We start from the raw sequence: 19,373 nt of genomic DNA on the forward strand, positions 1-19,373 counted from the left end.
CAGAACAAATGATTGGGTTTTTACGTGGAAAAGTTGCATATACATTTCCGGACTATTGCTTTCTTGATGTCCATGATGTTGGCTATCGTGTGTTTGTCTCCCATCAGACGCGCAATCACATCAATGTGGGCGAAGAAGTCACGCTCTATATTCATACGCATATACGAGAAGATGCCATGCTTCTCTATGGGTTCTTTTCGCAAGAGGAGTATGATCTCTTTCAGCATTTGATCGGCATTTCGGGGATCGGCCCGAAAGTTGCGCAGGGGATTCTTTCGGCAATTACGGCAAATGAGTTTTATCGATTGATCCATCAGAAGGATGTCAAGGCGATCACGAAACTTCCGGGAATCGGGAAAAAAACTGCGGAGCGGATTATTCTGGAACTGAAGGATAAACTTACGTCCACCACATTTGATGATACTTCTTTCGCAGATCAGACAGCTGACTTTACAGACGGCATTGGGGATCAAATCTCTGAGGCAACGGAAGCTCTTCTGAGTCTGGGCTTTGGACAGAGTGAAATCCAGTCTGTGCTTAAGAAAAAGAAGGATTGGGAAAGTACGGAAGAGATTATTCGTTATGCACTGACAGAGCTCCAGCGATTTTGAGAAAGGAGGGGGACGATATTGGATATGTATGAGGATGAGGAACTTGTTTCCTTTGAGGAACAGACGACGGATGGTTGGCAGTACAGTCTGCGCCCACGTCGTTTGAATGAGTACATCGGGCAGGATAAGGTAAAGTCGAATCTGTCCAAATTCATACAGGCAGCACTTTCGCGCAACGAAGCACTGGATCACGTCCTTCTCTATGGACCGCCAGGACTTGGAAAAACGACACTCGCGGCAATCATTGCCAATGAGATGGGGGCGAATTTCCGCCAGACCTCAGCACCAGCCATTGAGCGACAGGGCGATCTTGCCTCCCTCCTCACCAATCTACAGGAGCATGATGTCCTTTTTATTGACGAGATTCATCGCCTTTCGCATCATGTCGAAGAGATTCTCTATTCCGCGATGGAGGATCATGCGATTGACATCATCATCGGAAAGGGGCCCAGTGCACGCTCTCTGCGCCTGGATCTTGCGCCGTTTACTCTCGTGGGTGCGACGACAAAGACGGGGGCTCTCTCGGCTCCATTGCGTGATCGTTTCGGTATTCAGTCCCGATTGGAATACTATACGCCCCAAGCCCTTCTGCTCATCATTGAACGCACGGCTGATATTCTCTCTGTGCAGATCGAACGTGAGGGAGCTCTTGAGATTGCACGCCGTTCGCGGGGAACGCCGCGTGTTGCAAACCGCATCCTGAAGCGTGTTCGTGATATTGCCCAGGTGGCAGGTGAGACTACGATATCGAAGACTGTCACCATTGAGGCACTCGAAGCCCTTGAGGTTGATGACAAGGGACTTGAGAACAAGGATCGCTATATGCTGGAAGTCATGATTCAAAAGTTTTCCGGCGGTCCTGTCGGCTTGAAAACCTTGGCGGCAGCACTCAGTGAGATGGTGGAAACCATCGAGGATGTCTATGAACCATATCTAATTCAGTTAGGATTTATTGCACGTACGGCGCGCGGTCGGATTGTGACACGCAGCGGATATGAGCATATAGGTATTCCGTTTCCACAAAATGATAACAGACAAGGAGAACTGCTCTGAGATGAATTTGCTCATGCATATGTGCTGTGGACCATGTTCCTGCTATCCACTAAAAAAATTGCGTTCCGATGGCATTGAGCCGACTGGTTATTTTTTCAATCCGAATATTCACCCCTATAAGGAGTGGGAGGAGAGACTGCAAAATGCAAGGAAGTTTGCAAATTTGATGCAGATGGAGTTCATTGCGGATGAAACGTATGCCATGCGTGAATTTCTCAAAAAGGCACTCCCGGCGGAGGGGACAAAGAAGGGGCGTTGCCGTATGTGCTATACATGGCGTCTGAAAGAATCGGCACGGTATGCGGCAGAACACGGATTTGACAGTTTTACATCGACCCTTTTTTATAGCATCTACCAGCAGCATGATCTGATGCGTTCTGTTGCAGAGCATTTTGCCAAAGAATACGGGATTTCATTTTACTATGAGGATTTCCGTATCGGCTGGCAGGAGGGGATTGATCTCAGCAAAGATCTGGAACTCTACCGTCAGGCCTACTGTGGCTGCGTATTCAGCGAAGAAGAACGATACAGTCGTGTGCTTCGGAAACTTCAACGCAAGGAAAACAAAGAAAAGAAACGTCTTCGTCTGATGGCATGATGAGCAGGAGGGGAGCTTATGATGAAACCTTATCTTCGCCTGTGTATATTCTTTCTGTGTGCTGTATTTGTCGTAATGCCATCACAGACATCTGCTTCGTGGCAGCCGGAAATCTCTGTAGGGATTAGTCAGGGCGTATCTGAGGTTCGCCTTTCGACAACAAACGGAAAGATGTCTGTCTATGAGAATCCGGAACAAAAGCCGATTCTTGAAGTACCGCAGGGAGGAACACTTGACGTTCGCATGATGCGGGGGCAGCTTTTTGTGAATGGACGGGAGATCAGGGGAGATCACTTGGTAATTCAGCCGGAGACTTCCGGATTTATCAAGGTGAATAATACTCCGTATCGTGGCTATATCGCCCTCTTAAAACGAACGGGACTTACTGTTGTCAATCATGTCCTTGTCGAGGACTATCTTTACGGTGTCGTTCCAAAAGAGATGCCGCCGAGTTGGAATACGGAGGCTTTACAGGCGCAGAGCGTTGCGGCGCGTACCTTTGCCTTGAAAAATCGCAAGCGTCATAGCGCAGAGGGGTTCGATCTTTGCAACACCTCGCATTGTCAGGTCTATGAGGGGATGTCTGCAGAGATGCTGACGACAACGGAGGCGGTCAACAGAACGCGCGGGGAAGTCCTTTTCCATAAGGGCGCAATTATTGATGCACTCTTTCATACGGATTCGGGTGGTATGACGGAGGCCAGCGAAAACGTATGGGGAAGCTCCGTTCCATATCTACGGTCTGTGACGGAACTTCAAACGCAGACGCATCCATGGAACCGTACTGTTTCTATGAGCGAATTTGAAGAAAAACTGGAAAAGAACGGCAGGGCGTTCGGATCACTGAAAGAAATTCGTCTATCGCCATTGACGGTAGGAAAGGGGGGATATGATCGCAGCCCCTCCGGGCGCGTTCGTTCGGCAGAGTTCATCGGTACAAAGGGGAGAGTTACGCTTTCGGGCAACGACCTGCGCTCCATGTTTTCTCTGCCAAGTACGTTGTTCGATGTGCGTTCCGGCAGAGCTGATGTCATATTCAGCGGATATGGTTCCGGTCATGGGTTAGGGCTCTCCCAGTGGGGCGCAAAGGAACTTGCGGACAAGGGGAAGAGCTATAAGGACATTCTCTTTCACTACTATACAGGTGTTACCATTGAGAAGCTATACTAGACTAGGTGTACTACGACATGAATATTTCTGATTTTGACTATGATCTTCCAGAAGAGCGCATTGCGCAGACTCCGATCGAGCCGCGGGATACGGCTCGTCTTATGGTTTTGAATCCAAAAGACGGTACGATTGAGCATCGACATTTTTTTGAACTTGGAGCATACCTGCAACAGGGAGATGTGCTGATCTTTAATGATACGCGTGTCATTCCTGCGCGTCTCATCGGCGCACGCAGTCAAACAGGCAGGAAGGTCGAGGTTCTTCTTCTGCGTCAGATCGATAAAGATCAGTGGGAAGCATTGGTGCGACCAGGAAAGAAGGTACGTATAGGCTCTGTTATTCGGTTCGGTGACGAACTCTCCTGCGAGATCCTAGCCCATACGGATTTTGGTGGGCGCATTGTACGTTTTCTCTATAATGGTGTGTTTGAGGAAATTCTGGATCGTCTGGGGACGATGCCTCTTCCGCCATACATTCATGAAAAACTCGAAGATCGAGAGCGTTACCAGACCATATACAGCCGTGTGAATGGATCGGCTGCCGCTCCGACGGCGGGGCTTCACTTTACAGAATCACTCATGCAGAATCTGCGGAATATGGGCGTTCAATTTGGTTTTGTTACGCTTCATGTTGGACTTGGTACCTTCCGACCGGTTCACGTGGACGCGATCGAAGATCATGTGATGCACCGCGAATTCTACTCTGTTCCACCGGAAACGGCAGCGCTGATTCAAGCGGCAAAGAAAGAAGGCAGACGTGTTATTGCTGTCGGTACAACATCCATTCGCACTCTGGAGGCATCGGCTGCACAGACAGGAAATGTTGAGGCGGGAGCGGGGTGGACGGACATTTTTATCTATCCAGGATACCAATTCAACGTTGTGGATACTGTGATTACAAACTTTCATCTGCCGAAATCCACATTGATTATGCTCATCAGTGCCTTTGCAGGGCGTGATTTTACCCTTGAAGCGTATCGTATAGCGGTAAAAGAAGAGTATCGCTTCTTTTCCTTTGGAGATGCCATGTTGATTCAGTCGAAAGGATGAAAAAACAACGCGATATATCATCGCGTTGTTTCTTATCTACGGGAGTTCCTGGAAAACGTCACGGTGCTCGTTGATGATTTCCGCCATCATCCGCTTTCCGTCAATATCGGGGTGCAATCCGTCCGTGGAGAGGCGTGGATCAAGAATGCTCTTCTGCATGTCATAAAAATATGGTTCGATGTCGATGTAGAAATCCTGTGATCGAATCCACATATTGACGGCGGTTAATTTCCACTTCCATGAGAGATCTGTTTCTGAGTGGAAAGCAAGCGAAATGCGTTCCGGATTAAGCGGCAAAAGCGTCAGGAAGATCGGGCGGATGCCGTGAGCACGACATTTGTTTTCAAGCTCATCCAAATCGTTGATAATATCCTGCGCTGTCACGCCAATTGCCCGCAGACTGTTTGAACCGGTCAAGATCAGAAGATTAACGGGGTGAAGAGGGAGTACATCCTGTTCAAAGCGTTCCAATGTTGTATGGGATGTATCACCACTGCGTCCAAGATTGAAGCATTCGAACGGGAGATATGTCGTATAGCTGTATTCAAGGAAGGCAGGAGAGCTTGAAATTGCACCACCTCCGTGGGTTATGCTGTCTCCAAGTGCAGCTGCATAGATACGTTTTTCGCTTTTGGAATCAACCGTGAATGAAGCTGAATCTGACCATGTACCAATGGTATTATCTTGCGCATCCAACCCCCGTACACGCCAGTAATATACGCCGGCATAAGGACGTGCGTATTCATCATAGATGGAATTGGTATCGGCTATTTTCTCTGCCCATATGCGTTTTGAATCCGGTGTTGTTCCATGGGGTTCTGCGGGCGGTTCTGTGAGCAATTCGACTTCATAATGTGTTACCCCGTTTAATGGAATCCACTGATAGACCGGGTAAAGCGGCTGATGAAAATTCAGTATTTGATCGTACGTGTTCGGAATCGGACGGTTGGGAAACTCTATAGATTTATTCAGGTACAACGGTTCTGCAACGGAAAATTCCCCAATCGGTTCATGTTTTAGACCAAGAGCACGCACGCGCCAATACAGCTTCTCATAGGTTAGATAGGCACGCAGATCTGCCTGCCACCCATTCGTGAAAATATTTTGCGTGCTCATCAAGTGATGCGTTGGAGAATGTTCCGTACCACCTTCTTTTGACGGCGGTGCAGACAGAATCTCGACTTCGTAGAGTACAGCATTGGGTATGCTGTGCCATACGAGAAATGGCATAAGGCTTGCGGGATGATCCGCTGTATAATGATAGATTGGAATTGGGGCTTTCGTCGTGAAATATGGTGTCGAGATCGGCGTTGAAGGTGCGGTCACAGCGCCAAACATACCATAGGCTGTAATACGATAATAAAACGGAATCGAAGCGGATGAAATTTGGCAGGAGGGCGAAGTGGAAAACTCGGTCTTTATATGTTCATAGATTGTCTCCTCAGTGATTGTTCCCGTTGTCTTGATGTATGTGTCGATCCGATAATAGCAGGGATAGGGAAGACGTTCCCACATAAGTGTCGATTTTCCGTTCGATTCCTCAACCGTGGCAGTTATGTCGATCTGTCTCAGACTCAGAAGATCCATGCGCTCAACGCTAAAAATACATCCAAGAACTGTAAGAAAAATAATGCCCGTAAAGAAAAAATAATGCTTCATGTATTCACCTAAAATATGTCGTTGATTATCACACTAGAAAGTTGAGGAGGAATTCCTATGGAAAAAAAGGGTCTTATCATCGTCCACACCGGAGATGGAAAGGGAAAGACAACAGCGGCACTCGGGATGGCGATGCGTGCATGGGGGAATCACCTGCGCGTACTCATTCTCCAGTTCATCAAGGGGAGCTGGAAGTATGGAGAGCTCGAAGCCATCAAGGCACTCGCATCCGTCCACAATCATATTGAGATTCGACAGGGCGGACTCGGTTTCTCGCAGAGAGATCGAGGAGCAGAAGAAGAGCATCGGCGTGCCGCTGCGGAGCTTCTTCAGATGGCAGTGGACGAACTCCGAAACAATGCATGGGATATGGTCATCCTTGATGAATTCAACTATGCTTACTCCTTTGGATTTATTGCTCCAAAGGATCTGGACAGCCTGCTTTCTGCACGATCGGAGAACACCCATCTGGTCTTTACGGGACGGAATGCCTCCCATGAACTTATTGACCATGCGGATCTCGTTACGGAGATGCGTCTTATTAAGCATCCGTTTCAGAAGGGAATTAAAGCCCAGAGGGGAGTTGAGTTTTAATCCGATTATAGCATATTCCGCTTATGTATGCTATGTTGGAAAACATACTTTAGGTCATTATAAAATGAAATCGGACACATAAAAGAAGAGGCTAGGACTGATGAGATAAAACCTTAAGGGCACACGAATGCGGGAATAGGAAAAGCCGTACACATTCATGTGTACATTTGTCCAGTTTAATAGATTTTTGAGATTTTGATACATATTTTAGAAAATGATGAGCGTACATGAAAAGGAGCTGTTGCATGTGAAAACCTCCACATGCAACAGCTCCTTTTTACAGGATAAACTACATTTTACTCTTTGACATAGGCAGTGATCGGCTTATAGTGTTTCTGGAAGAACTCCTCCGCGACCTGCGGGAAGAGAGCGTAGGAGAGAACATCCTCATCCGATGGATTGATATAGCCCTTATTCTTGAGCTCTTCTTTGAACTCTGCAAACGTTGTTGCCTTTGCATCCTCGATGGAGCAATCATCAATGATGTCCTCGGGAGCAATACCAAGCGTATCCGTCAGGAACTTACGATCAATTTCAACCGGTGTCCTGCCGAACTTACCACGTGCAAGATCCTTGAACTCAGTCGGCACCATCTTGTAGCGTTCACCGGTCATGACGTTGAAGGTTGCCATCGTACCGACAATCTGCGAGGACGGCGTAACGAGCGGGGGATAGCCGACATCCTTGCGAACACGCGGCATTTCATCCAGAAGATCCTGATACTTGTCCTCCATACCCGCTTCCTTGAGCTGATTTGCAAGGTTCGAGAGCATACCACCGGGAATCTGGAAGTCCAGGACATTCGGATTCACATCGAAATACCCCTTAAGGTTAAAGGTCTTAATGAGATCCTGCTTAACCCCAAGGAAGTACTTAGAAATCGGAGTCATCGCCTGACGGTCAAGCCCCGTATCACGATCCTCACCCTCAAGCATTGCTACCATCGTCTCCGTGCACGGCTGCGAAGTATCGCTGGAGAATGGGGCAAGTGCGGTATCAATGATATCAACACCGGCTTCGACCGCCTTCAGGTAGGTTGCATGACCGAATCCGGAGGTACAGTGCGTATGAAGGTCAATGGGAATCTTCACCGCAGCCTTGAGTTTCTTGACAAGATCCTCTGCGACATACGGCTTCAGAAGTCCTGACATATCTTTGATGCAGACGGAATGGCAGCCCATTTTTTCAAGCTCGACTGCAAGCTCAACAAAGCTTTCATTCGTGTGAACAGGGCTGATCGTATAGACCAGACAGCCTTGAACATGTGGTTTTTCAGGGCACTTGAGTGCCGCATCAATCGCGACTTTGAGGTTACGAATATCGTTGAGTGCATCAAAAATACGAAATACACCAATGCCGTGCTCGGATGCCTTCTGAACGAATTTCTCCACAACATCGTTGGAGTAATGGTTATAACCAAGCAGGTTCTGACCACGGAGAAGCATCTGAATCGGTGTTTTGAGATTCTTCTTCAAAATATCCAAACGCTCCCACGGATCCTCATCAAGGAAGCGCAGACAGCTATCAAACGTAGCACCGCCCCAAGCTTCAAGAGAATTATAGCCAATGGCATCAAGTGCCGCAAGCTGCGGAAGCATATCCGAAATTCTCATGCGGGTTGCCAGCAGTGACTGGTGACCATCGCGGAGGACAGTCTCAGTGATTTTGACCGGATTCTTTGCCATAAAAGAACACTCTCCTTGATTAAATATTATAATCAAAAATTATATAACCCAACGTCTAAATTATAGATTCAAATTGAGTTATTGTCAATGACAAGTTATAAAATTCACATATTTTTATACATCTTTTTCAAGCAGATTTTCACACCTCCTCTAACTATCCATAATTACCATTATGGATAGTTGATGGGAGAAATCACTGTCTAAATTACATATCCGGCCGCATTCCTGTCTTTCCCGCAAATTTATGATAACTGCCGCCACGATGGCGTCGCTTCAGCTCTTCGAGCAGATCCTCCGGTGTCATATTGTGATACGCGAGCAATACCAAACAGTGATACCAGAGATCTCCCATTTCATAGAGCACATCTTCACGAATGTTGTTTTTGGACGCAATGATCGTTTCTGCCGTTTCTTCGCCAAGCTTTTTCAAAATCTTGTCTTGACCTTTGTCGAAGAGATAGTTTGTGTAAGAACCTTCGACAGGATGAAGCCGCCGGCTCTGAATGACCTCATAGAGATCGGACAAAATCTCTGCAAGCGGCATTTTCTCTTTTGCATCGACTGGAACTATGCTGTTTGTATCCACAGAATAGAGTTTTCTTCCGTTAAAACACGAATACGTACCCGTATGACAGGCTACACCCGTCTGTTTGACGCGAAGCAGGATCGTATCACCGTCGCAGTCATAGGAAATATCATGAACGCGCTGAACGTTCCCCGATGTTTCCCCTTTTTTCCACAGCTTCTTGCGGCTGCGGCTGTAGTACCACGCAAATCCGGTTTCAATCGTTTTTTCAATGGATTCACGATTCATATACGCGAGCATGAGGACTTGATTATTTTCTTCCTGAACAATGACAGGAACAAGCCCATGTTCATCAAAATTCACCATTGAAATATCAACACTCATCAGAATCGAACCTCCAGTCCACGCGACTTCAAGTACATCTTCACTTCATTTATAGAAAGTTCCCCATAATGGAACAATGAGGCGGCCAATACGGCATCCGCTTTTCCTTCGGCAAGCACATCATAGAAATGCTCCAATCTGCCGGCGCCTCCGGAAGCAATAACGGGCACGTTGACATTTTCCGACACAGCACGCGTGAGTGCAATATCATAACCATTTTTTGTGCCGTCAGCATCCATACTGGTCAACAGGATTTCTCCCGCCCCGAGTGTGACAACATCCTTTGCCCAAGAAACGCAGTCCATCCCCGTTGGCGTTCTTCCACCATTGACATAGACCTCCCATGTGTCCACGCCGTTACGGCGTGCGTCAATTGCAACTACAATGCATTGACTCCCGAAATGCATTGCTCCATCGCGTATCACTTCCGGATGTTTTACTGCAGCTGTATTGACAGTGATTTTATCAGCCCCTGCGTTCAGCATACGGTGCATATCCTCTAAAGTGCGGATTCCACCGCCAACCGTAAGTGGAATAAAAACTTTTGACGCGCAGTCCGATACGACATCGAGCATCGTGCTGCGTTCTTCATGCGACGCAGTAATATCCAAAAACACAAGCTCGTCCGCACGTTCTTTATCATAACGCTCAGCTAATTCCGTCGGGCTTCCTGCATCTCTTAAGCCGACAAAATTCGTCCCTTTCACAACGCGTCCATCCTTGACATCAAGGCATGGGATAATACGTTTTGCAAATGTTTTTTTCAAGACGGAATCCCCCTTTTTTAAAAGCTGAATTCATCTTAGCGGGCAGCAGCAATCGCCTCCGATAAGGAAAGCGTTCCTTCGTAAATCGATTTTCCGGCAATTACGCCAACAACCCCGTCTGTCTCTCTCTCTTTCAAAGCGTGAATATCTTCCAATGACTTAACCCCACCGGAGGCGACGATATCCACACCGGACGATGTCGCAAGGTTCGCGGTTGCCTCGATATTAACGCCTGAGAGTGTTCCATCCCGTGCTATATCGGTGTATATGATCGTTTTCAACCCATAAGACGCAAGCTCTTTCGCCAGTTCGACAGCAGAAATACCGCTCGATATGCCCCATCCATCCACGGCGGCAATGCCATCCTTCGCATCAATGCCAACCACAATGCGATCGCCATAGAGCCGACAAGCCTCTTTTACAAGATCGCGGTTCTGTACTGCAGCAGATCCAAGAATCACGCGTGTCACGCCCAGAGCTAAGGTGTTTTCTATCATTTCAAGTGTGCGAATACCACCGCCAAGCTCAACGGGAATTTGAACGTTGCTGAGGATTTTCTTGATGACCTCGGTGTTTTTCGGCTTTCCGGCAAGTGCTCCGTCAAGATCAACGACATGCAGGTATTCCGCCCCTTCCTGTGTCCAACGAAGGGCGACATCTTCGGGTGCGCTGCTGTAGATTGTTTCCTGTGAAAAATCACCTTTCAGGAGACGGACACATTTTCCGTCGCGTAAATCAATGGCAGGGAAAATAATCATCTGCTTCCCTCCTGTCCATGACGAATAAAGTTCTGAATGATGTTTAGTCCAATATCCCCCGATTTTTCGGGATGAAATTGCGTTGCCATGATATTTCCGGCAGATATGGATGCCGTAATTTTCTCTCCATAGAAGCAGGTTGATGAAACAATATCCTTATTCTCCGGTACTGCATGATAGCTGTGCACAAAATATACATAGGAAGCCTGTGGTATTCCCTTAAATAAGCCCCGATCCCTATGTGCTTCCAAAATATCAAGTGCATTCCAGCCCATATGCGGGATTTTTTCATTTGGCGCCGAAATCTTTCGTACACAACCATCCAGAAAACCAAGCCCATCTATCCCCGCGGATTCCTCGCTGCCCGAAAAAAGAATTTGAAGCCCTATGCAGATACCAAGCAAGGGGATCTCACGATCAACGCATTCGCGCATTGCAGGAATCAAGCCGGATGCCTGGAGCTGTTTCATGCAGTCTCCAAAGGCACCCACGCCTGGCAATACGATTTTATCCGAGGCGAGAATATCTTCGCTTCTGGAGCTGACACGAACCTCTTCCCCCAATGCGATAAATGCTTTTTCAACACTGAATAAATTTCCAACACCATAATTTATTATTGTAATCATAATGAACGCCTCACAGAAGTCCCTTAGTCGACGGAATCATATCCTCCAGTCGCGCATCCTTCTCTGCAGCGATTCGAAGCGCGTGTGCAACTGCCTTAAATATCGCCTCCACTTTGTGATGTGAGTTCGTTCCATAGAGGATCTTCACATGAAGCGTGAGCCCTGCATGAAAAGCAAATGCACGCAGGAACTCCTCTGTAAGCTCCGTATCATAACCGCCGATCATCGGCGTCATCGGTGTATCTCCGGGGTCGTAAACGAGAAAGGGGCGCCCGCTGATATCCAAAGCCGCCAATACGAGTGTCTCATCCATGGGCAGATAGAATGATCCATACCTCGTAATACCGCGCTTTTCTCCAAGTGCAGCATAGAACGCCTGCCCCATCGTAATGCCGATATCCTCAACAGAGTGGTGCCCATCGACTTCAATATCGCCATCACATTTTACAGTCAAGTCAAATCGTCCATGAGACGCAAACAGTGTCAGCATATGATCGAAAAAGCCGATGCCCGTATCAATCTCGGAGACTCCTGTGCCATCGATCCCGACGGAAACAGTTACGTCCGTTTCCCCTGTCTTTCGATGTATTTCCGCATTGCGTATGCTCATGGATTCTCCTCCACAAAAAACTTCATAACACGATATACCTCGTCATTTTCATCCGCTCGACCAATGGAAATGCGCAGCATATTCTCCAGCTGCGGAGCTTTTCCAAAACTCCGTACCCCAATGCCGCATTTGATAAACTCTTTATTAAGCGCCTCTGCATGAGGATAATGAAGCAGAATGAAATTCGCATGAGATGGATAGACTGTCACAGAATCGAGTAAACTATACTTTTCCTGCATACGCTCACGCTCCGCACAGATCATCTGAATTTGCGGCTCAAATTCTGAGCGCATTTGAAAGACTGTATCCGCTGTGACAAGTGACGGAACATTGATATGGTACGGCATATAGGTCTTTGCAACCATATTGATGATATTTTTGTGTGCCAACATATAGCCAACACGGGACGAGGCAAGTGCATACGCCTTCGAAAAAGTACGTGCAATCATCATATGAGGATATTTTTTTAGAAGCGGAATGGATGTATTTCCATAAAACTCAACGTATGCCTCATCAATTAGAAAAGCACATGATATACTTTCTGCAATATGCTCAAGCTCTGCCATAGTCAATACCTGCCCTGTCGGATTGTTCGGGTTGCAGATGACCGCGAGAGAAGCGTTGCTCTGATTGACTGCATGAATGAATCTCTCTACGTCCAGTGTATAGTTGTCGTCCAACGGAACAGATACACCAACGGCATCTGCCACAGCAGCATAGATTCCGTACATGGAAAACGATGGCGTTGGATAAACAATTTTATGCGTATCATCGCCGCCAAAGGCATAAAACACCTTCTCTATGATCTCACTCGAACCATTTCCAATGATTACATTTTCTTGACGATAGCCGTATGCCTCTCCGATCTGCTCGCAAAGCAGATCGTATTCCTCATTGGGATAGCGTGAAAATGCTATGCGTGACAGGCGTGTCATAACTCGTTCCTCTACCAATGGAGGAAGTCCGACATTCGATTCGTTGGCATTCACCTTGATGCGCCAATCCTGCTCGCTTGTGTCATAATGCGGCATCAATGCCAATCCATCACGATAGTTCAGCATTCTCTCTCCTCCTCATACGAATTGCACGCGCATGAGCCTCAAGACCTTCTGTTTCGGCAAGACGAATGATGTCATCGCTGACACTTTCGAGTGCTTCCTGTGTGTAGGATATGATGCTTGTACGTTTCATAAAAGTCTCTACATTCAAAACAGAATAGAACCGTGCCGTCCCTCCCGTTGGCAGCACATGATTTGGCCCCGCAAAATAGTCCCCGAGCGGTTCCGGCGAATATGCTCCGACAAAGATAGCACCGGCACATCGAATCTGAGGCAGCATATGGAAAGGATCTTTGACAAGAAGTTCCATATGTTCCGGTCCCGATACATTCGCAAGAATGACTGCCTGTTCCATATTCTCCGTCACGATAATACGTCCATTGTCCTCAATCGAGGCACGCGCAATATCCTTGCGCGGCAGACGTTCCAGCTGACACAGCACCTCCTTCATGGATCGCTCCGCCAATATTCGGTCATCGGTAATGAGAATACTCGATGCAAGTGGGTCATGCTCTGCTTGACTGAGCAGATCTGCGGCTATGTAGGAAGGAGACGCACTGTCATCTGCCAAAATCAGAATTTCACTTGGTCCCGCGAGCATATCAATATCGACGTGACCATATACTTTTTTTTTGGCAAGTGTCACGAAGATATTGCCGGGACCAGTAATCTTATCGACACGTGGAACGTTCTCTGTTCCATATGCCATCGCTGAAATGGCCTGTGCTCCCCCCATTTTGAAGATCTTACGGATACCAAGGAAACGTGCCGCAACGAGAACATACGGATTGATCACACCGTCCTTAGTCGGGACAGACATAATGATCTCTCCTACTCCTGCAACAAGGGCGGGAATCGCATTCATAAGTACCGATGAAGGATATGCTGCTGTCCCCCCAGGAACATAGATGCCAACGCGTGAGAGCGGAAGAATCTCCTGCCCAAGAATTGAACCATGTGCGCGGTAGGTCATCCACGAGCGTGGTTTTTGCTCCTCGTGGTAGGAAAAGATATTATCTGCCGCTTTTTTTAGCGATGCAACAACCTTCGGGTCGGCACTGTGTTCCGCCACCTGAAATTCTTCCTCAGACACCATCAAATTATCCGATGCCAAATCAACGCAATCCAGTAATTTCGTATAGTGGAAGAGTGCCTGATCGCCCTTATGACGTACTTCCTGAACGATACGGTGAACCAGCTCTGTCGCAGAAAGATCTGCGCCGAAAAGTTCTTTATTGCGTGCGCGAATACGGTCATTCAGTACAACCTCATCAAAGGCCTTCTTCTGAAGCAGTCGCCTCGCTTGTTTCATGCCAACATCTGCAACAGATACGATATTCACCCTATTTCCCCACCTTCCAAAACTTGTTTCAGATCATTTACAATGCGATAAATACGATCAAATTTCAGTTTGAAGCTTACGCGATTGGCAATGAGGCGGGCACTGATATTCATAATGTGCGCGATCTCTTCCAAGTCGTTCTCGACAAGCGTAGTTCCTGTTTCCACAATATCGACAATACTCTCAGAAAGTCCCACAATCGGACCCAATTCAATCGATCCATTCAACTTGATATACTCCATCTGCATTCCCTGCTGTGCAAAAAAATGCTCTGCAATGTGCGGATATTTAGTCGCCACACGCGTATGTGTATAGTCCAACAGGCGACTGCGCCGTTCTTCTCGTGGAACAGCCATCATCAGACGGCATTTCCCAAAGCCAAGGTCGAGCAGTTCATAGACATCCTGCCCGGATTCCACCAGAATATCCTTCCCGATGATACCAATATCCGCTGCACCATATTCCACATATGTGGGCACATCCGAAGTTTTCGTAATAATAAATTGGACCTTGAGTTCGTCATTTGAAATCACGAGTTTACGGGATTTCTCACTGAGATGGTCTGCTGCGATTCCAATTTTCTCAAACAGATGCGCGGACAGAGAGAACAGTTTGCCTTTCGGTAAGGCAATTGTTAAATAATCTGCAGCATATTTTTCCATGGAATCCCCTCTTATCCTTTAACCAATTAAAGAACTAATATGATCGTATACTACCACGTCGGAGATAATAGGTCAACCAATCAAAAAGGATTTTTTACTCTTATCGCGAATAGTCTTTATTATTGAAAATCCGTACGAGCAAAAAGGAGTCGTAGATGACACTTCAAATATTATCATTTGCGAGATTAAGCGATAAACAAATAGATCTCATTCATCAAAGCTATCCGCATTGTCAGTGCAGATGTATACGCCCCACAGAAGCCGGTGACGTCCTTTCCGAAGTGGATATTCTGTTGGGCTATGATGCACAAATGGACATGGAGAAGTATCTTTCCAAAATGTCGCGCCTCCAATGGATTCATACGTATAGTGCCGGCGTTGAAAAACTGCTGTCAAACGCGATGTTTTCGCAGTCCGATATACTGCTAACCAACTCACGCGGTATCCATGGCATCCCCATGGCAGAACACGTTCTAGGAACAATGCTTGCGTCCAGCAGATGTCTGATCGAGGCATGGGAGAATCAAAAGGCACATACATGGAAGCGACTGACGGAGCCGGACGAACTGTTTGGAAAGACAGCTGCTATCATCGGGTTGGGCAGCATCGGCAGAGAAATTGCAAAACATCTCAAAAATATGGGAATGCGTATTGTTGCTGTAAAGCAAAAGACTTCTACCGAGCCGTTTGTAGATCAGTTATTCACTATAGATCATCTGCCGGAGGTACTGTCCTGCGCGGACTATGTCATCGTTACGCTCCCCTTGACACCGCAAACAAAAAAATTATTTAATCTCAAAACATTTGATATGATGAAAGAAAACGCATTCTTCATCAATGTATCCAGAGGAGATGTCATCGAGGAAGCCGACTTGGTGGAGGCTCTAACGACACAGCGCATACGAGGTGCATCCCTTGATGTCTTTACAACCGAGCCGCTTCCCGAAGATTCCCCATTGTGGAATGTGCCGAATTTGTTCATCACACCGCACTACTCGGCGATATCCCCCATGTATCTGGATCGATCGCTCAAAATCTTTCGCAACAATTTGCAGATCTTTCCACAGCGCATTGGGATGCTCAATGTTGTAGATAAAAAGCGCGGGTATTGATCTGCAGGTCAGTTTTGCGCATCTGCCAGCTTTAATATGGACAGCACCGGAGAATCCTCCGGTGCTGCTTTTTTTTGATGTTGCCGAACAATCTCCGCTTCACGAATATCTCCGATCCTACGCAGTGCCACCGCTCCGATATAGGGATGCGCAATATGGACATAGAGTGCCATTCCTATGCGTCCAAATACATTACAGGAATCCTTTCGGCGAAGAAAATAAGAGGTTGCAAAAGGAAAAAAACGATCTGCAAGAACAGCAAGAACTTTTCCCCAGATGTCTGCCGTTCCTTTGACGCGACCAATATCGTGGAGCAATGCACACCGTATCAGCAAGATATACGTATCCAAGTCCAAACATCCTTGCCGTGCATAGATTTCTTTTGCCGTGAGTGCAACACGAAAAGCATGATACTGATCCGATTGGTGCATTGCATAGAACAGTCTTTGCTCTGCCTCATTTAAATAGCATCGAATGAACGTATGCCCTTCTGCGTCCAATCGACCAAACAAGGCTCGTAGGAACTGCCTTAGACGCTGTTTCATTCAAAATACTCAAGCTGTGCATATCCGAATTCTGCGCGCGAAGATTCTGCCTCCTCAGGGGTTTGCGTACGCAGCCCAAGCTCCACCGTCTTACCTGCATGACGCAGCTCGGATGCCCGCTGAATCGCGCGTCCGATGGATGATGCAGTATATCCAATATAGATATCCTTGGATAGAGGCGGTAGGTGAACTCCCTGCCGTTCAAGCGTCAGGAGAATTCTCTCAATCCCGAGCGCAAAACCTGTTGCCGGCATAGGGTATCCATATTCGGTCAAAAGGTGATCGTAGCGACCGCCCCCGCACAATGGAAATCCCAATTTGATTGAATACCCCTCAAAGACCATCCCGGTATAGTAATTAAAATCCCGAATGATACCGAGATCAAAGCGAACATAATCCGCATAACCGTATGATTGAATCAACGTATAAATCGCAGCCAGATTATCAACAGCAGATCGGCTCTGCAGATTGAGTGGCAGATCATAAAGGTGTTTCAGGAGATCTTCCCTTCCATTCAGAAGTGGAAGACTTTTTAATGTTTCTTTGTCCTTGCTTGGAAGTGACAAGGTATCAATCAGCCGATTTAAGCATACAATGTCATGGCGTTCGATCGCGGACTTAATCTCTCGGCATTGATCCTCCCCAATTTCATAATAGGCCATCATTCCATCAAGGAAAGCAATCTGTCCCATGTGGATCTGAAAATCATTGATTCCACACGTCAGGATGGATTCGATCGCCAGCGATATGATCTCAGCATCTGAGGCGGGTGTGTTACTCCCCATCAGCTCGACTCCCGCCTGATGGAATTCACATTGACGCCCCATCTGCGTTTGCTCCACGCGAAAAACATTGCCCAAATAGGATAGTTTCAGAGGAACAGGCGCATCCTTCAAGCGGCTGCTGACCAGTCTTGCAATCGGTGTTGTCATTTCGTTACGCAGAGCAAGTGGCTTATTCTGATTCCCCAACAGCAGGAAGAGAGCGTTCGCTTCCGATATGCGAGGTGCCAATGTTTCCAGATGCTCAATGGTCGGAGTAATGACCTCATCATATCCCCACGACCGAAACAAATCGGACAGCTTATTTTCCATATGACGCATTTCTGCTGTATCTTTTGGGAGCAGATCTCGTGTTCCATATGGTGTTTCCAAAATCAGCTTTTCAGATTTCATCAGAGGTTCTCCTCATCAACCAGCGGCGCAGAAATCCCCTTTTCAAGCACGAGTGTATATCCGTCCGCACCATAATTCAGGCATCGTTTGACACGGCTGATGGTTGCCGTACTGGCTCCGGTTTGTGCAACAATATCGTCGTAGGTATTCCCCTCGTGCAGCATACGGGCAACGTCAAGCCGTTGTGCCATCGCACGGAGCTCCCCAATCGTACAAACATCCTCAAAGAATTGGTAACATTCTTCCATGTTATCCAATGAAAGGATTGCGCGGCACAGCTGATCGGTCAGATCATCTCTCAATTTCTCATTTACCATTACAGATCCCTCTCATGAACGCTGTTGCTTCGTTCACAGTATAGCACAGAATAACCCGTACGAAAAGTTGGACAGCAATACTCGCATCAATCAAGAAGAAAAATGCAATACAATATTCTCTCCGTCGCTTGCCGTTTTATCCAAAGGAACGGATATACGAACCATCTCCTCATTTCCATTCTCCGGATCTGCGTCAACGATCTCTTCTACCGTTCCCTGCACAGGAATACCATTGAGTTCATATCGAACAATTTGTCCTAGATAAACCCGATCTTTTCCATCACTTGGTATTGCTGCCTCAATCCAACAGTTCTCCAAAATGTTCACGGAGAGAATATCATCCCCCTTCTCGATACGGTCTCCTTCTTTTACAAAAATCTGTGATACCGTGCCCTCCCGTGTGGCAAAGAGATCTGTGGTACTTGTATTGTCACGCACTTTTGCCAGCGCTTCCTCCGCTCTTTTCAGCTGCTCCTCTGCCGCCTGTATTGCCGCCGGATTCGGTGCTCCCGTATTTTGTTCGCTGCCTACGGTCAAAGCATTTTTTTCCTGCTCGTATGCCGCAACAGCTTCATTCCTTTTCGCTGCACTGACTGCTCCCATTTCATATAATTCATTCATGCGATCCATACGTACGCGAGCAGCATCCAAACTTTCCGTTTGCAGCGGTATCTTTTGTGATACCGCTGCTGCTCCATATCGAATTTGTTCTACATTCGTTTGTGCGAGTTCCACATTCTTTTGCAAACGAGCGTATTCCTCATCCGATAATACATTCTGCACCGTGACAAGAAGTGTTCCTTGCGCTATATATGCGCCTTCTTCTGTATGCAGTTCCCGGATAATCAGTAGATTGGCCGCCTGTAATGAACTTTGTTCGCAGACGATATGTGCATTGGATACCGTTAACTCATCCGATCGATCGATACTGTGAAGCAAGAAAAAAGAAGTGCAAAATACAATGACCAGAAAAAAAATAATAGCTCGATATATTTTCTTTCTCAGGGATTTTGTGACATCAATTTCCATAAGTTATCCCTCTAAAAAATTATGGCTGTCAGCAATGTGACAG

21 protein-coding genes are annotated in these 19,373 nt (G+C 47.0%); 7 read left to right on the plus strand and 14 right to left on the minus strand.

Going from position 1 to position 19,373, the window contains the following annotated elements; all coding sequences use genetic code 11:
- Window positions 1–8 precede the first annotated feature (8 nt).
- The 5 genes from ruvA to queA are packed head-to-tail and all read left to right on the plus strand — an operon-like array spanning window position 9 to window position 4,481.
- Window positions 9–611: a Holliday junction branch migration protein RuvA gene (gene ruvA, locus QU667_RS05475; RefSeq protein ID WP_304988297.1), complete on the plus strand. Its 603-nt coding sequence runs from the start codon at window positions 9–11 to the stop codon at window positions 609–611.
- A gap of 15 nt (window positions 612–626) precedes the next feature.
- Window positions 627–1,664 carry a Holliday junction branch migration DNA helicase RuvB gene (ruvB, locus tag QU667_RS05480; protein ID WP_304988414.1) on the plus strand — a complete coding sequence of 346 codons (1,038 nt, stop codon included), beginning with the start codon at window positions 627–629 and terminating at the stop codon, window positions 1,662–1,664.
- A gap of 1 nt (window position 1,665) precedes the next feature.
- Complete coding sequence (locus tag QU667_RS05485; RefSeq protein WP_304988298.1) at window positions 1,666–2,262, plus strand: epoxyqueuosine reductase QueH; 597 nt, start codon at window positions 1,666–1,668, stop codon at window positions 2,260–2,262.
- Window positions 2,263–2,283: 21 nt separating this feature from the next.
- Window positions 2,284–3,432 carry a SpoIID/LytB domain-containing protein gene (locus tag QU667_RS05490; protein ID WP_304988415.1) on the plus strand — a complete coding sequence of 383 codons (1,149 nt, stop codon included), beginning with the start codon at window positions 2,284–2,286 and terminating at the stop codon, window positions 3,430–3,432.
- A 17-nt stretch (window positions 3,433–3,449) separates the two neighbouring features.
- Entirely contained in the window at window positions 3,450–4,481 is a 1,032-nt protein-coding gene (queA, locus tag QU667_RS05495) for a tRNA preQ1(34) S-adenosylmethionine ribosyltransferase-isomerase QueA (RefSeq protein WP_304988299.1), read from the plus strand.
- Between the two features lie 36 nt (window positions 4,482–4,517).
- Here the strand turns inward: queA and QU667_RS05500 are convergent, their stop codons facing one another.
- On the minus strand, window positions 4,518–6,140 hold the full coding sequence (locus QU667_RS05500; protein WP_304988300.1) for an SGNH/GDSL hydrolase family protein: 1,623 nt from the start codon (window positions 6,138–6,140) through the stop codon (window positions 4,518–4,520).
- A 57-nt stretch (window positions 6,141–6,197) separates the two neighbouring features.
- On the opposite strand from QU667_RS05500, the gene cobO reads away from it, so the two are divergent.
- Window positions 6,198–6,734 carry a cob(I)yrinic acid a,c-diamide adenosyltransferase gene (cobO, locus tag QU667_RS05505; RefSeq protein WP_304988301.1) on the plus strand — a complete coding sequence of 179 codons (537 nt, stop codon included), beginning with the start codon at window positions 6,198–6,200 and terminating at the stop codon, window positions 6,732–6,734.
- Window positions 6,735–7,030: 296 nt separating this feature from the next.
- Here the strand turns inward: cobO and QU667_RS05510 are convergent, their stop codons facing one another.
- The 9 genes from QU667_RS05510 to hisG form a co-directional block, all read right to left on the minus strand.
- Window positions 7,031–8,419, minus strand: coding sequence for a pyruvate carboxylase subunit B (locus QU667_RS05510; RefSeq protein WP_069180507.1), 1,389 nt, complete (start codon window positions 8,417–8,419; stop codon window positions 7,031–7,033).
- A gap of 205 nt (window positions 8,420–8,624) precedes the next feature.
- Complete coding sequence (gene hisIE / locus QU667_RS05515) at window positions 8,625–9,329, minus strand: bifunctional phosphoribosyl-AMP cyclohydrolase/phosphoribosyl-ATP diphosphatase HisIE (RefSeq protein ID WP_304988302.1); 705 nt, start codon at window positions 9,327–9,329, stop codon at window positions 8,625–8,627.
- Complete coding sequence (gene hisF, locus QU667_RS05520; protein WP_304988303.1) at window positions 9,329–10,096, minus strand: imidazole glycerol phosphate synthase subunit HisF; 768 nt, start codon at window positions 10,094–10,096, stop codon at window positions 9,329–9,331. The genes hisIE and hisF overlap by 1 nt, the downstream gene beginning before the upstream one ends.
- A 35-nt stretch (window positions 10,097–10,131) precedes the next feature.
- Window positions 10,132–10,854, minus strand: a complete 723-nt coding sequence (gene hisA / locus QU667_RS05525; protein WP_304988304.1) for a 1-(5-phosphoribosyl)-5-[(5-phosphoribosylamino)methylideneamino]imidazole-4-carboxamide isomerase — start codon at window positions 10,852–10,854, stop codon at window positions 10,132–10,134.
- Window positions 10,851–11,480 carry an imidazole glycerol phosphate synthase subunit HisH gene (hisH, locus tag QU667_RS05530; RefSeq protein ID WP_304988305.1) on the minus strand — a complete coding sequence of 210 codons (630 nt, stop codon included), beginning with the start codon at window positions 11,478–11,480 and terminating at the stop codon, window positions 10,851–10,853. The genes hisA and hisH overlap by 4 nt, the downstream gene beginning before the upstream one ends.
- A gap of 10 nt (window positions 11,481–11,490) precedes the next feature.
- On the minus strand, window positions 11,491–12,090 hold the full coding sequence (gene hisB, locus QU667_RS05535) for an imidazoleglycerol-phosphate dehydratase HisB (RefSeq protein ID WP_304988306.1): 600 nt from the start codon (window positions 12,088–12,090) through the stop codon (window positions 11,491–11,493).
- On the minus strand, window positions 12,087–13,151 hold the full coding sequence (gene hisC / locus QU667_RS05540) for a histidinol-phosphate transaminase (RefSeq protein WP_304988307.1): 1,065 nt from the start codon (window positions 13,149–13,151) through the stop codon (window positions 12,087–12,089). The genes hisB and hisC overlap by 4 nt, the downstream gene beginning before the upstream one ends.
- Window positions 13,135–14,490 carry a histidinol dehydrogenase gene (gene hisD, locus QU667_RS05545; RefSeq protein WP_304988308.1) on the minus strand — a complete coding sequence of 452 codons (1,356 nt, stop codon included), beginning with the start codon at window positions 14,488–14,490 and terminating at the stop codon, window positions 13,135–13,137. The genes hisC and hisD overlap by 17 nt, the downstream gene beginning before the upstream one ends.
- Complete coding sequence (hisG, locus tag QU667_RS05550) at window positions 14,487–15,152, minus strand: ATP phosphoribosyltransferase (protein WP_304988309.1); 666 nt, start codon at window positions 15,150–15,152, stop codon at window positions 14,487–14,489. The genes hisD and hisG overlap by 4 nt, the downstream gene beginning before the upstream one ends.
- A gap of 155 nt (window positions 15,153–15,307) precedes the next feature.
- On the opposite strand from hisG, the gene QU667_RS05555 reads away from it, so the two are divergent.
- Window positions 15,308–16,264 carry a D-2-hydroxyacid dehydrogenase gene (locus tag QU667_RS05555; protein ID WP_304988310.1) on the plus strand — a complete coding sequence of 319 codons (957 nt, stop codon included), beginning with the start codon at window positions 15,308–15,310 and terminating at the stop codon, window positions 16,262–16,264.
- An 8-nt stretch (window positions 16,265–16,272) separates the two neighbouring features.
- On the opposite strand, the gene QU667_RS05560 is transcribed toward QU667_RS05555, so the two are convergent.
- From QU667_RS05560 to QU667_RS05575, 4 genes are all read right to left on the minus strand, one after another.
- Window positions 16,273–16,809 carry an HD domain-containing protein gene (locus tag QU667_RS05560; protein ID WP_304988311.1) on the minus strand — a complete coding sequence of 179 codons (537 nt, stop codon included), beginning with the start codon at window positions 16,807–16,809 and terminating at the stop codon, window positions 16,273–16,275.
- Window positions 16,806–17,984 carry an ATP phosphoribosyltransferase regulatory subunit gene (gene hisZ / locus QU667_RS05565; protein ID WP_304988312.1) on the minus strand — a complete coding sequence of 393 codons (1,179 nt, stop codon included), beginning with the start codon at window positions 17,982–17,984 and terminating at the stop codon, window positions 16,806–16,808. Before hisZ ends, QU667_RS05560 begins: the two co-directional genes overlap by 4 nt.
- Window positions 17,984–18,301, minus strand: coding sequence for a YerC/YecD family TrpR-related protein (locus QU667_RS05570; RefSeq protein ID WP_304988313.1), 318 nt, complete (start codon window positions 18,299–18,301; stop codon window positions 17,984–17,986). Before QU667_RS05570 ends, hisZ begins: the two co-directional genes overlap by 1 nt.
- A gap of 90 nt (window positions 18,302–18,391) precedes the next feature.
- Window positions 18,392–19,330 carry an HlyD family secretion protein gene (locus QU667_RS05575; RefSeq protein ID WP_304988314.1) on the minus strand — a complete coding sequence of 313 codons (939 nt, stop codon included), beginning with the start codon at window positions 19,328–19,330 and terminating at the stop codon, window positions 18,392–18,394.
- Window positions 19,331–19,373 lie beyond the last annotated feature (43 nt).

The organism is Selenomonas dianae (assembly GCF_030644225.1).
In the GTDB taxonomy this organism is placed as follows: Bacteria; Bacillota; Negativicutes; order Selenomonadales; family Selenomonadaceae; genus Centipeda; species Centipeda dianae.